Here is a 13,908-nt window from a genome sequence, read left to right on the forward strand (position 1 = left end):
GGCCGCGTCGCGGCGGCCGGCAGCGCTCCGTCAGGCCGGATGGTCTGCCTTCCCGCTTCCGTTGCTGAGGCGGCCTGGTCTTGTCCGCGCCGCATCGGAGACCTGCCATGTCTGCGCCGCCGCGGCCCTAATCTTCGAAGCGCGCCTGCATCGAACTAGGCGCGACGACTTCTGAAGGGTTCAGATGAGTTACATTTTATCAAACAGTCGCCGATAGAACCGGATCCGTCTGTATCGATATTTGGTCTTGCCTATGCGGATCCGAAGCAAGCTGCTCGCCCTCATGGGCGCGCTCGGGGGCGTGACGCTCCTGGTGGCGGCGCTGGCCGTGCACTTCCTGGCGGCGGTCGGCGGCGACCTGGAAGCGGTGCGGGCGACCTCGACCCGGGCGCTCTACAGCGAGCGGCTGAACCGCCTCGTCACGGCCGCCGTGATGGAGTCCCGCGGGATCTACGCCGCGAAGGACGTCGCGGAGGCGCGGCCCTTCGCGGACGGGCTCGTGGCCTCGCTCGACGCGGTCGACGCGCTCCTCGCCCGCTGGACCCCCCTCGTCCCGGACGAGGAAAGGCCCCTGCTCGAGGCGGTGGTCAAGGGGGCGGCGGCCTTCCGGAGCTTCCGGCTCGAGACGGTGCGGCTCGCCCGCGAGGTCTCGCCCCAGGCCGCGGCCCTGCAGGGCAACAACGAGGCGAACCGGGCCAACCGCAAGGCCTTCCAGGTCAGCATCGACGCGCTGACCGCCCACAGCCAGGATTCCGTCGCGGCGATCGAGGGGCAGGCGCGGCGCCTCGCCGACGACCGCATGCGGCTGCTGCTCGGGCTCGCCCTCGGCGGAGCGCTGGCCTCGGTCGCGCTCGGGGCCCTGGTGGCCCAGCGCCAGATCGGGCGGCCGCTGCAGCAGGTCACGGCGGCGATCCGGGCCCTCGCCGCGGGCGAGGTGCGGCTGCCGCAGGCGGTGCGGCGCCGGGACGAGATCGGCGAGATCTGGGCCAGCATGGCGGTCTTCGCCGAGGCGATGCGCGAGGCCGAGACCCTGCGCGGCCGGGAGGCCGAGGGCGAGCGCCGGGCGAGCGCCGAGCGCCGGGCGCAGCAGGCCGCCCTCGGGCAGCGCTTCGAGGAGAGCGTCGGGGGCTTGGTGAGGCAGGTCGCGGCGGCGGCGCGGGCGATGGAGGATCAGGCCCGCACGCTGGTGGAGACCGCCGACGTGGCGACCCGCGACGCGCAGATCGTGTCCGGGGCGGCGCAGCGGACCTCGTCGCACGTGGCGACCGTGGCGGCGGCCACGGAGGAGATGTCGGCCTCGATCCAGGAGATCGTCGAGCGGGTCGACGCCTCCTCGCAGGTGGCCGGCCAGGCGCAGGAGGATGCCCGCCGCACCGATGCCAGCGTGCAGCAGCTGGCGGCGAGCGCCGAGCGGATCAGCCGCGTCGTGGCGGTGATCTCCGACATCGCGGCGCAGACGAACCTGCTGGCCTTGAACGCCACGATCGAGGCGGCGCGGGCCGGCGAGGCGGGCCGCGGCTTCGCGGTCGTCGCCGCCGAGGTGAAGAGCCTCGCCGGGCAGACCTCCCGGGCAACGGAGGAGATCGCCGGTCATATCGGCGAGATCCAGGCCGCCACGCGGGCGGCAGTGGCGGATCTCGGCCGCATCGGCCGCGTGATCGCCACGATGTCGGACGCGGCGGGCGGCATCGCGGCGGCCGTCTCGCAACAGGGCGGCGCGACCCGCGAGATCGCCCGCAGCGCGCAGGAGGCCGCCGCCGGGACCGCGCAGGTGACGCAGACCGTGACCGAGCTGCACCGCGGCGCGGGCCTGACGGGCGACGCGGCCGCCCGGGTGCTGGAGGCCGCCAACGCGGTGTCGGACTGCTCCGACACCCTCACCCGCGAGGTGAGCGGCTTCCTCTCGGCCCTCTCCGCCGCGTGAGGCTCGCGGCGCAGGTCCTTGACGGGGCGTGATCCGACATTCGCGCAGCGACGGGGCGCGGGGCCGTCCGCCCCGTGTCGGGTGATCCGGGATCCGCTTCGATCAACCGGATGGCGTATGACGCGATCTCCGCCCGACCGGGTCGGACTTGCGCCGGGCCTGAGCGCGATCCTGGCTCTCGGCGGTCTGTCCTGATTGGCGCCGGATGGGCGTCGGACGGCGATGCCGGACCGATCAGGCGAGAACCGTAGGGCGAGATCCGCCGCGAGCGACCGCCGGGGCCGGGCAGGTTCCGCCCCGCATCAGCCCCGCGCGGCGGCCCGTCGCAGCCAGGCCCGCAGGGCGGCCGCCCGCGCGCGCCACGCCCCCGAGCGCCGCAGGGCGGCCGCCAGGGCGGCGACCGGCGGGCCGCCCGGCGCCGAGGCCGCGAAGCCGACGATCTCGCTGCGCCCCGGATAGAGGTCCGCCAGGACGCGGCTGTCCTGCGTCGCCGAATCGAGCCGGTCGGCCTCGGATCCCTCGTGCAGGGCGCGGACGATCTCCGCCTCCAGCAGGGCGCCGGGCGCGAAGGCGGCGTAGCGCTCGTCGTAGGCCGTCTTCAGGAGGAACACGGTCCGGCGGCAGGTCAGCGCCACGCTCGCGGCGATCGGCACGCCGTCGAGGCGCAGCAGGTCCGCCCGGGCGGTGACCGGCCCCTCCCCCGCCCCGAACAGATCGGCCGCCAAGGCGGCCGTGGCGGGGCGGCTCGCCAGCGCGGTGCCGACCCGGCCCTTCCAGCCGGCCCGCTCCAGGGCGAGGAAGGCCGCGCAGGCGGCGCCGAGGTCGCCCGCCGGCCCGACCGTCTCGACGCGCACGGCGCCGAGCGCGTCGAGGCGCCGCCGCCGCCGCCGCAGGTCCTTGACCCGGTTGCGGCTCGGCGCCGCGGCGAGGCAGGCGGCGTGGTCCGGGAAACGGTCGAGGACCGGCCGCGCGAAGCGCGAGACGGTCTCGACGCCCCAGCCGGCCTCCGCCATCGCGGCGAGGAGCCCGGCGCCGGCGGGCGTGCCCGCGGGCAGGAGCGGCCAGCGCCAGCTGTCCGAGACGCGCGCGAGGCCCGCCACCAGCGCCGCGAGGGCGGGCGCGAAAGCGGGGCCCTCGGCGACGAGGGGCGCCGTCGCCGTGATGAGCGGGGCGGTGAAGGGCGCGGCGCTCCTTCGCAGCATCGGGCGCGCGGGCCGGATCGGCAGCAGCGCCAGCAGCGCCGGCCCGTCCCGGACGACCACGCAGGCGAGGTCCGGCGGGGCGAGCCCGTGGGCGAGGTGGGCCGCGATCATGCGCCGGCCGTAATCCGGCGAGGGCGCCGCCGCGCGCGCCACGAGGGCGTCCCAGGCGGCGGGGTCGAGGGAGGCGGCCGGGACGATCTCGGGCGCGAGCGAGGCGGAGGCGCCGCGCGGGGAGAACGGGGCGTTCACGGGGCGGCCTCGGGACGGGTGGGGCCGATGGCCGCCGTGGCGAGGCCGAGGCGCCGCCGCGCGGCCAGGGCCAGGAGGAGGCCGCGCAGCGCGACGATGAGGGCGGCGGCGAGCGCCGCCCCGAGCACCCCGAGGGGCGGCACCAGGGCCAGCATCAGGGCGACCGTGAGGACGAGGAGCGCGCCCGTGAGGGCCGCGCAGAGGCGCTCGGCCCCGAGCATGCTCAGCACGTCCTCCGCCGGGCCGAAGGCGGCCGCCAGGGCGTGCCCGGCGACCAGGAGCGCGAGGAGCGGCAGCCCGGCCCGGAAATCGGCGCCGAACAGCCCGAGCAGCACGGGCGCCGCGGCCAGGATCGCGAGCCCCGTCGCCAGGACGGCGAGGAACGTCAGGCGCGCCCAGTGCCGCACGAGGCGCGCGAGGCCGGCCCGGTCGCCCCGGGCCTGCGCCTCCGCGAAGCGCGGGGCCGCGACCGCGGAGGCCGCGTAGGCGACGAAGGCCACGACCTGCACGAGGCGGGTCGCCGCGAAGTAGAGCCCGACCGCCTCGGGGGGCAGCAGGAAGCCGAGCACCAGAATGTCCGCGAAGTTGAAGCCCGAGCCGGCCAAGTCGACGAGGGCGAGCGGCAGCGCGGTGCGCATCCAGCCGCGCCACGGATAGGCGCCCGGGCCGGGCGGCAGCAGGCGCGCGAGGCGCCCCAGGAGCGCGGCCCCCTGCAGCGCCAGGGAGAGGGCGGTGGCGGCCAGCATGCAGGCGACCGCGGTCGCGGCGAGCGGGGGCGCCCCCGCGGCCACCGCGGCCAGCATCGCCGCCGCTAGCAGCGCCTGCCGCAGCAGGTAGGGCGGCGCGATGGCCAGCAGGGTCCAGGTCTGGCCCCGCGCGACGCCCTCGCAGAAATCCTGCAGGGCGACGAGCGGCAGGACCAGGGCGCCGAGCAGCAGCGGCCCGCGCAGGCCGGGCTCCACGAGGCCCGGCGCGAGGGCGAGGAGGGCGGCTCCGGTCCCGGCGAGCAGCGTCCCGGCGGCCAGGGAGAGCGCGGCCCCGAACACCAGGAAGCCCCGCCCCCGCGCCGCCGTCCCCGTCGCCCGGTATTCCGGCAGGAAGCGGGAGGCCGCCTGCGACAGGCCCCAGGTGGAGGCGTGGCCGAGGAGCGCCGTCCAGACCCAGACCGCCGCGAAGATCCCGTACTCGGCGGGCCCCATGGCCCGCGCCATCAGCACCTGGGCGAGGAGCGCGCAGCCCGCGGCGGCGACCCGCACGCCGAACACCGCGACGGCCATGCGCGCGAGGCCCGCCACGGAAGCCGACGCGTCGCTGAGAGAGGCCCCGGCCGCCATGGGGAACACCTGGTGGGCGCGACTTGGCGATGCGCCGCCGCAATGGCGAGTTTAGGGGCCGGGGGATTGCGCGCGGGTTAAGCCGATCGGAGGGATTCGGCCAGGGCCGACCGCGCCTGTCGGCGCCGGCCCGGCCCACCGCGTCCGGGGCCGCCGGCGCCGACGGTCGGGCTGTCCTGCGCGGGGCAGGTCGGGGCGCGGGCGGCGGATCACGGGCTGCGCGGCAGCCTGGTCTGGCGGTCCTGACCGGGCCGCGCCCGCTCCGGATGCCGCGGCCGGAGCGGGACCCGCCCTCAGGCGGCCCGCGCCGCCTCGGCCGGCTCGGCCGGCGCGTGCACGACGGGCACGGCCGGGGAGCCCTCCCACTCGCTGTCGGAGGGGATCGACTCGCCCTTCATGATCACGGTGAGCGGGCGCAGCCGGGCGAAGTCGCCGACCTCGGTGTCGTACAGCACCGTCGCGAAGGCGCCGACCGTCACCCCCCGCCCGAGCGCCACCCGCCCGACCTTCATCACCCGGTCCTCGTAGAGGTGGGTCTGGAGCGCCGACATCCGGTTGATCGCGGAATAATCCCCGATCGTCACGCAGTCGAACTCGGTGATGTCCGTGGCGAGCAGGCAGACGCCCTGGCCCGTGCGGGTGCCGAACAGGCGCAGCACCCAGGGCAGGAAGGGCGTGCCCATCAGGTGCTCCAGCAGCACCCGGCCGGCGAGGCCCCAGTACATCACCGCCACCGCCTCCGTGCGCATCGCCCACCACGACCACATCGGGTGCATGCCCGGCCGGTAGGCGCCCATCAGCAGCCACTTCACGGCGATCACCACCAGCGTCTGCACCACCGCGATCACCACGCTGGTGACCACGAAGCTCACCGCCAGCCCGAGCCAGTCCCCGGCCAGGATCGCCGGGTAGAACACGAAATCGATGGCGATGATCGCGCAGGTGATGAACAGCATCGGCGAGAAGGACGAGGTGAAGGCCTCGAACACCCCGCGCCCGATCCGCGGCCAGATCCCCGGCTCGAAGGTCTGGCGCTGGCCGAGATCGACCTTCTGGCGGGTCGGCAGCTTGATCGGCGGCGAGCCGAACCAGGTCTCGCCGGGGCCCATCCGCGCGTTGCCCGGCGGCTTCGACTTGATGCCGATGAGCACGTCGTCCGGGATCACGGTGCCGGGCGGCACCACCGCGTCGTTGCCGACGAAGACCCGCGACCCGGTGCTGACGGGCGCGAGGTGCATGTAGCCGTGGCGCACCTCCTCCTCGCCGTACACGACCTCGTCGGCGATGAAGTTGCGCGCGCCCACCTCGGCGAGGTCGTAGCGCCCCGCGAGGTTGGTGGAGATCTCGGCCCCGAGCCCCATCCCGGCCCCCATCAGCCGGTACCACGCCCGCATATAGACCGTGGCGAAGAGCGAGGAGAGCGTCTCCAGCATCACCTCGGCGGCGAGCGCCACCGCCCATTTGCGCAGGTACACGCCGCTGTCGACCGGGTAGCTGCCGGCCCGCAGGCGCGGCAGGACCAGCCAGCGGATCGCCGCGATCAGGAACACCGTCGCGGCCGTCATCAGCATGGCGGTCGGCCAGGTCAGGAGCGGCAGGTAGAGGTGGTAGTCGACGTCGGTCAGGGTCGCGAGCGAGTCGCTGATCTGGTCGAAGATGTAGAAGGCCGGGAAGATCGGCAGCAGGCCGATGGCCGGGACGCCCGCGAGCAGCGCCGCGTAGGTCACGAAGAAGGCGGCGCGCCGGGGTCTCGACACGGGCGGCGGCTGCGGGATGGCCGAGAGGTCGACCGTGCCGACCTTGCGGCCGGGCGAACCGTCCCAGATCTCGGCGCGGCCCACCACCGTGCCGGCCGGCACCGTCGTCAGGTCGCCGATCTCGCAGAAATCCTCCAGCCGGGCGCCGTGGCCGATGACGCAGGAGGTGCCGACCGCGACGTTCTCCCCGATCACGACCGGGCCGATCACCAGCTCGTCGCCGACGATCTCCGCGTTGGCGATGACGAGGCGCCCGCCCAGCGAGGCGCCGCGCCCGACGCTGAGCAGGTCCGCCGCCCCGACGTCGATGTCCGAGATGATCGCGTCCTCGCCGATCCGGGCGCCGAGCAGCCGCAGGTAGATGCGGATCATCGGCGAGCCCTGCAGCCACTTGACGTGGACCAGGGGCGTCAGGCGCTGGGTCAGCCACCAGCGGAAATAGTAGGTGCCCCAGAGCGGGTAGCGCCCGGGCCGGGTGCGGCCGAGCACCAGCCACTTGGCGGCGATCGCGGTGAGCGCCGTGACCGCGTTGAGCCCCATATAGACGAGGAGCAGCACCGCCATCTCCTCGAAGAAGCCGAGGTCGCCGCCCGTGATCAGCAGGTAGGTGACGAAGATGCCGAGCCACTGCGCGGTGGAGAGGGCGATGATGAAGGGCAGCACCGCCGCCTGGGCGAGGCCGCAGAGGAAGCGGCGCCGGAGGGGCGGCGGCGCGAAGGAGAGATCCCGCGTTGCGGCCTCGGTGCCGACCCCGCCGGTCCGCGCGATCAGGCTCTCGGCCATCGCCCGCAGGGTGCGGTGCGCGTAGACGTCCTGGAGGGTGATCGAGGCCAGGACCGGCACCTCGCGCACGGCGCCGACGAAGCGCGCGGCGAGGAGCGAGTGGCCGCCGAGGTCGGAGAAGAAATCCGCCTCGAAGGGAATCGCGACGTTGCCGAAGGCGCGCTTGGCCGCGACGAGGAGCGCCGCCTCGGTCTCGTTCGCCGGCTCCTCCTGCTCGCCCGTGGAGGCCGGGGCGGTGAGGGGCGCGGCGCGCAGCGCCTTGCGGTCGACCTTGCCGGAGGCGGCCAGGATCGGCAGCGAGGCCGTCACCTCGAAATGGCCGGGCACCATGTAGGGCGGCATGGTCGCGGCGAGCGCCGCGCGCAGGCGCGGCGTCTCGATCTCCGCCCCGCGCTCCGGCACCAGGAAGGCCACCAGCCGGTCCACCCCGTCGTCCTGGCGCAGCACGACGGCGGCCTGCCCGATCCCGGGCTGCGCCCGGATCCGCGCCTCGATCTCGCCGAGCTCCACCCGGAAGCCGCGGATCTTCACTTGGTCGTCGATGCGGCCGTGGAAGAGGATGCGCCCCTGCGGGTCGAGGGAGACGGCGTCGCCCGAGCGGTAGAGCACCGGGTCGGAGCCGTCGCCGCCGTAGGGGTTGGGGATGAACTTCTCCCGCGTCAGCTCCGGCCGGGCGAGGTAGCCCGCGGCGATCCCGGGGCCGCCGATCAGGAGCTCGCCCTGCACGCCCGGGCCGACCAGGGCGAGGTGCTCGTCCGCGATATAGGCGGTGTAGTTGGCGATCGGCCCGCCGATCGTGACGGGGTCGCCCGGCCGGATCTCGGCCGCGGTGGCGACCACGGTCGCCTCGGTCGGCCCGTAGGTGTTGAACAGCCGCCGGGTCGGGGTGGCCCAGCGGGCGACCAGGGGCTCGGGCAGCGCCTCGCCGCCGAGCAGGATCAGCCGCAGGCTCGGCACGTCCTGCGTCATCAGGGCGAGCAGGGTCGGCACCGTGTCGAGCACCGTGATCCCGTTCGCCGCGAGGAGGCCGGGCAGGGCCTCGGCGTCGCCCATCATGGCGGGGCTCGCCACGAACAGGGTCGCGCCGACGAGGTAGGGGACCCAGATCTCCTCCATCGAGAGGTCGAAGGCGACCGAGGCGCCCTGGAACACCACGTCGTCCTCGGCGAGGCCGTAGAGGTCGTTGGCCGAGCGCAGGAAGTGGCAGATGTTGCGGTGGCTGATGACGATGCCCTTGGGCACGCCGGTCGAGCCCGAGGTGTAGATCAGGTAGGCCGGATGCTCCGGCGTCAGGCCCGCGGCGCGCAGGTCGGGGGCCGGGCCCGGCGCCTCGCCGGCGATCTCCGCCGGGGTGAGCGCCTGCGTGCCCGCGGGGGCCTGGCCCTTCAGGGACTCCGACACGAGGATCGCCTTGGCGGCGGCGTCATCCAGGCAGACCGCGACGCGGTCGGCCGGCGCCTCGGCGTCGAAGGGCAGCCAGGCGGCGCCCGCCTTGGTGATCCCGATCTGCGCCACCAGCAGCTCGGGCGAGCGCGCCATCCACAGGCCGACCACGTCGCCCGGGCCGATGCCGCGGGCGGAGAGCCCGCTCGCGATCGCGTCCGAGCGGGCATCGACCTCGGCGTAGGAGAGGCGCGTCTTCTGGGCGCTCGCCCCGTCGATGAGGGCCGGATGGGCGCCGCGGCGGCGCGCCGTGTCGCGGAACAGCTCGGCCAGCACCTCGTCGCGGAGAAGGTCAGGCCGCGCGGCGCCGCGCAGAACCGCCCGGTGAGCGGTCTCGGCGGAGGTCGAACGGGCGATCCCGGCGGTCTGACTCATGCTCTGCTCCACGGCCCCGGGCCGATGCGCGCCGCCCCGTCCGGGACGGCGTCCCGCGTGCTCACGGGCGGTCCGGCCTGCGAGGCAACGCGCGCGACCCGAATTCGTACGATTCTGGCGCGGTCGCGCAACGGCCCAGGATCATCCGGCCGGATGTCCCTCCGATGAACGGCCCCGGGCCGCGGTGGCTTACCCTCTCGGGCGCCGGGCCGTCCACCCGCCACGCCGCATTCGCGCGGCCCCGCCCCGTCATCCGGACCTGTCCGGTCCGGCGGACCTGTCCGGTCCGGCGGACCTCTCCGGTCCGGGCCGCGTGCCGATCCGCCGCGCATCAGATCCAGCGAGGGCCGGCCGCGTCGATGACCAGCACGCGGCCCTGCCAGATGTCGCGATGGGGCGCCTCGGCGGGCGAGGCGTGCCCGCCCGCGACCAGCACCGCCCGGGCGACGCCCCCGTGCGCCACCATCACGGTCGGCCCGTCGAGGCCGTCGAGGACCGGGCGCACCCGCGCGAGGAGCATCGCGTAGCTCTCCGCCCCCTCCCCCGGCGGGCGATGGCCCCAGCGGTCGTGGTTGCGCGCCGCGTAGCCGCGCGGGTCCGCGACGCGGATCTCCCGCAGGGTGCGGCCCTCCCAGGCCCCGAAGCCGAGTTCCTTCAGACGGGGATCGGTGGCGTAGGCCTCCGGGGCGAGCCCGAGCCGGCGGCGCAGGGTCTCCATGGTCTGGCGGGTGCGCGTGAGCGGGCTCGCCAGGTAGGCGGCCTCCGGCGCCCCCGCGCCGAGCAGGGCGGCGAGGCGCTCGCCCACCGCCTCGGCCTGGGCGAAGCCCCTCGGATTCAGGGGCGTGTCGCGCTGGCCCTGGAGGCGGCCCTCGGCATTCCAATCGGTCTCGCCATGGCGCACAAAGTAGAGCGGGGGACGGCTCATTCCCGGCCGCTCCCCGGCGCGGAACGCCGTCCGGACGGTTCCGTTAACGATCGCATCCCGCTCTCCCCGGTGCACGCTCCCCGATGGCGAAGAACAAGCCCAACCGCAAGCCCGAGCCGGCGCCGGTGCCGCACGGGCCGCACCCGCACTCCTCCGCCTGGGCCGCCGCGGCGGCGGAATTCGAGGCGCGGAGCCCCGGCTCGATGGCGGCCTACGCGGCCGCCCGGCCGGTGCCCGGGCCCGGCCTCGCCGTGGTGCGGCCGGACGCGCCCTTCTCCCTCGCGGCCATCGACCCGAACGCGCCCAAGGACGCCGACAAAGAGGCCGCCGTGACCGCCCTCGCGGTCGAGCGGGCCCGGATCCAGGCCTTCCAGGAGCGCCTCTACGCCGAGCACCACCGCAGCCTGCTCGTCGTGCTGCAGGCGATCGACACCGGCGGCAAGGACGGCACCATCCGGCACGTCGTCGAAGGGGTGAACCCGCAGGGCTGCCAAGTCTGGTCCTTCAAGACGCCGAGCCGGGAGGAGCTCGATCACGACTTCCTCTGGCGCTACCACCAGCACACGCCAGGCCGCGGCATGATCACGGTGTTCAACCGCAGCCACTACGAGGACGTGCTGATCGTGCGGGTCAAGAAGCTGGTGCCCGAGCCGGTCTGGTGCGAGCGCTACGGCCTCATCAACGATTTCGAGCGGCTCCTGACCCTGTCGGGCACCACGGTGCTCAAGTTCTTCCTGCACATCTCCCGCGACGAGCAGAAACGCCGGCTGGAGAGCCGGCTCAAGGACCCGCAGAAGCGCTGGAAGTTCGACCCCGCCGACCTCGTCGAGCGGGAGGCCTGGGACGATTACCAGGCCGCCTTCCAGGACGCGCTCACGCGCTGCGCCACCGACCACGCCCCCTGGTACGTGGTCCCGGCGAACCAGAAGTGGTTCCGCAACCTCATCGTGGCGCGCACCATCGCGGACACGCTCGAAGCGATGAACCCGCAATATCCGAAGCCGCCCGAGGAACTCGACAGCATCACCGTGCCGGATTGAGCCGACCTGTACGGAGATCTTGCGGAGATCATCGAGGAGATCGGCCGGGTAATCCATTCTCGTTCGTGGCCGATGCGGACGAAACCACAACATCACGCCCCGACTTGAGGATTTCTCCGGAAAGGGAGCGGCTCTGCGGCGAGGCGGGAAGGTCTCGCGCACTAAACTTCTCCCGCGACGCGTTGCTTCGGCAGCTGTTGACACCGTCCGATACGGGCGTAACCTCGGTTCTCGCGGGCGCGGTGGCGAAACTCTCGTCGCGCAGCATCGATGATGGGCGGGCGCAAGGGCGGCGCCTCTGCGGCATGGATCGCTGCGGGGCTCTCCCCTGTTCGGGCCTGCGCGGGCGGCGCCTCGGCGGATGCCGGTCCGAGACCGAGAGCCCGCGGCGAAGGTCAGTCTCGAAAGGCCCTGAGGGGCGCGCGGCGGGCCGGACCCGGCCGCGCGGCCCGACGCGAGGGAGCGCCGATGGGTCACGCCAGCGATCACCGTGACGACGGGCCGCGCGCGCCCCTCTCCCGGGCCTGGGACGGGGTCCTGCGCTGGCTGCGGGTGCTCTGGGTCTGCCGGGCGAGCGCGGCCAGCGCCCTTGCCGGCCTCGTCCTGTTCACGCTCGCCGGCCCCGCCCGGGACCTGTTCATGGAGAGCCAGCCCTACGGCCTCTACTGGACCGGGTTCTTCGCCATGGTCCTGGCCTGGGCCCTGATCGTCCATTACGCGGCGCGCAAGGTGCTGGAGCAGCAGGCCTGGGCCGAGCCCGGGACCCCGCTGCCGCTCGCCGGGGCCTGCCGGCACGCCCTCGCCGAGCGCTACCGCTGGCCCGCCGCCTGGGTGCCGCGCCTCCTCGGCCTCCTGTGCCTCGCCGCGGTGTGGCTCGGCATCGCGGGCGCGGCCGCCGACCTCGCCCCGGCGCGAAGGGCCCTCGACCTGCCGGATCCGCGGCGCCTCCTGGGATTCCTGGCCGTCGTCGCGGTGCTGTACGCGGCCTACGTGGTGCTGCGGCGGCGGCTGGCCGAGCCGGGGCTGCGCCGGGAGCCCTGGCCGGCCTACCTGCACGACGTCGTCACCGGGGAGGGCGGCAGCCTCCTCAGCGAGCCGACCCCGTTCTGGTTCTTCGCCCTCGCGACGCCCGAGGGGCGGCGCAGGCGCGGCGGCGGGGCCGGCGTCAGGGGGGACGCCGTCGCCTTCCTCCTGCTGGCCTTCCTGGTCGGCGTCTGGGGCATCGCCGTCGCGCTGCCCGGGCTGCTCGAGACCGTCACGCCCCGCGCCCTGTTCGTGGTGCTGATGCTGGGCCTGCCCGTGTCGCTGCTCGCCTTCCTGTCGGCGCTCTCGCACGCCCTGCGCCTACCGGTGATCGCGCTCCTCGTCCTCGGCCTCTTCCTCGGGACGGGCGCCGTCCGCGACTTCCACGACCTGAGGCGCCTCGACGGGCCCGGGACGGTCCGCCCGGGGCTGAGGGAGGCGATGGAGCGCTGGCTGCGCCTCAATTGCCGCCCGGACGACCCGCAACCCTGCCGGGCGCGGCCGGTCATCCTGGCGAGCGCGGGCGGGGCGAGCCGGGCCGCCTTCTTCACCGCCACCGTGGTGGGCGACATCCTGGCGGACGAGCGCGTCGACCTGCGCCGGCGGCTCTTCGCGATCTCGGGCGTGTCGGGCGGCTCGGTCGGCGCGGCCTTCATCCGGGCGGCGCTGGACGACGCCCGGCCGGACGGCGGCGCGCCCTGCGGGCGGGTCGGCCGCGCCTGGTTCCGCCACGACGCGCGCCCGACCGGGCCCTATACCTGGAAGGAGTGCCTGCAGGCCCTGACCGCCGGGGACTTCCTGTCGCGTCCCTTCGTGGGCCTGGCCTTCCGCGACCTGTTCGGCTTCCCGCTCCACGACCTCGTGGGAATGGCCGACCGGGCCGTCCTGCTGGAGAGGGCCTTCGAGGACCAGTACCGGGCGCTGGTCGGGCCGGAGGGGAGCCGGGACGGCGGGCTGGCGCGGGCGCTCGGGGAGGAACCGGCGGGGCCGGAGCGTTGGGCGCCGCGCCTCATCCTCAACACGACCTCGGTGCTGGACGGCCGCCGCTCCCTCGTCTCCGACCTGCTGCCGTTCCGGTGCGACGGGGGCGCGGACGCGCCCCTGTTCCCGACCGCCGTCGACCTGTTCGAGACCCTCGGCGCCGGGCGAAGCTGCGCGGACGGGGCGCCGGCGGCGACCGGCGCGGTGGCGGCCCTGCGCCTGTCCTCGGCCGCGACGGCGAGCGCCCGCTTCCCGGTGATCTCGCCCCACGCCGTGATCCGCAGGCGCGCCGAGGCGGCCGGGTCGCTCGGGGACGCGGTCGACCTCCTGGTCGATGGCGGCTACTTCGAGAATGACGGGTTGACCTCGGCGCGCCAGCTCGCCGAGGCCATGCAGGCGGTGTGGCCGGGCTTCCCGAAGGCCGTCATCCTGCACGTCACCAACAACCCGACCTCGGAATCCTCCGGCGAAGGCGACGTGGCGCAACGCTCGCCGCGGCGGCAGGAATTCGTCGACGGCCTCCTGGCCCCGTTCAGGACCATCCTGGCGACCCGCGACGGCCACGCGGCGGTCGCCCTCTGGACCGCCCAGCACGCCTCATCGGCGGTCGAGGAGGTGCTGTCGTTCCAGGTCTACGACGCGGTGGCGCCGGGCGCGAAGGAACCCGGCTGCGCCCTCGCGCGCGCGCCGGAGACGGCCCGGGGCGGCGGGTCGGTCGACCGCATCAAGGACCTGTCGATGAGCTGGTGGCTGTCGGGCGCCGTCCAGGCCTACCTCGACAGCCAGCTCTGCCACCCGGCGAACCGGGCCGCCTACGGGCGGCTGCTGACGCATCTCGGCATTCCGTGAGGCCCCCGGCGCGGGGGACCGGG

At 74.9% G+C, this 13,908-nt stretch carries 7 protein-coding genes; 3 read left to right on the forward strand and 4 right to left on the reverse strand.

Going from position 1 to position 13,908, the window contains the following annotated elements; genetic code table 11:
- Positions 1-253: 253 nt before the first annotated feature.
- Positions 254-1,924 carry a methyl-accepting chemotaxis protein gene (locus MET2598_RS0113665; protein ID WP_018261206.1) on the forward strand — a complete coding sequence of 557 codons (1,671 nt, stop codon included), beginning with the start codon at positions 254-256 and terminating at the stop codon, positions 1,922-1,924.
- 302 nt (positions 1,925-2,226) lie between these two features.
- On the opposite strand, the gene MET2598_RS43380 is transcribed toward MET2598_RS0113665, so the two are convergent.
- The 4 genes from MET2598_RS43380 to MET2598_RS0113685 all read right to left on the reverse strand — a co-directional run bounded on the left by MET2598_RS43380 (position 2,227) and on the right by MET2598_RS0113685 (position 9,992).
- Positions 2,227-3,375 (reverse strand): GNAT family N-acetyltransferase, encoded by a 1,149-nt coding sequence (locus MET2598_RS43380; protein ID WP_018261207.1) that lies wholly within the window; start codon positions 3,373-3,375, stop codon positions 2,227-2,229.
- A complete protein-coding gene (locus MET2598_RS0113675; protein ID WP_018261208.1) occupies positions 3,372-4,709 on the reverse strand; it encodes a lipopolysaccharide biosynthesis protein in 1,338 nt (445 codons plus the stop codon). The genes MET2598_RS43380 and MET2598_RS0113675 overlap by 4 nt, the downstream gene beginning before the upstream one ends.
- Before the next feature lie 293 nt (positions 4,710-5,002).
- Positions 5,003-9,067 (reverse strand): Pls/PosA family non-ribosomal peptide synthetase, encoded by a 4,065-nt coding sequence (locus tag MET2598_RS0113680; protein WP_018261209.1) that lies wholly within the window; start codon positions 9,065-9,067, stop codon positions 5,003-5,005.
- 331 nt (positions 9,068-9,398) lie between these two features.
- Positions 9,399-9,992 (reverse strand): histidine phosphatase family protein, encoded by a 594-nt coding sequence (locus tag MET2598_RS0113685; RefSeq protein WP_012335032.1) that lies wholly within the window; start codon positions 9,990-9,992, stop codon positions 9,399-9,401.
- Positions 9,993-10,075: 83 nt separating this feature from the next.
- Between MET2598_RS0113685 and MET2598_RS0113690 the strand changes: the two genes are divergently transcribed.
- Positions 10,076-11,032, forward strand: coding sequence for a polyphosphate kinase 2 family protein (locus MET2598_RS0113690; protein ID WP_018261210.1), 957 nt, complete (start codon positions 10,076-10,078; stop codon positions 11,030-11,032).
- Positions 11,033-11,500: 468 nt separating this feature from the next.
- Entirely contained in the window at positions 11,501-13,885 is a 2,385-nt protein-coding gene (locus MET2598_RS0113695) for a hypothetical protein (protein WP_018261211.1), read from the forward strand.
- Positions 13,886-13,908 lie beyond the last annotated feature (23 nt).

This window comes from Methylobacterium sp. WSM2598 (genome assembly GCF_000379105.1).
In the GTDB taxonomy this organism is placed as follows: domain Bacteria; phylum Pseudomonadota; class Alphaproteobacteria; order Rhizobiales; family Beijerinckiaceae; genus Methylobacterium.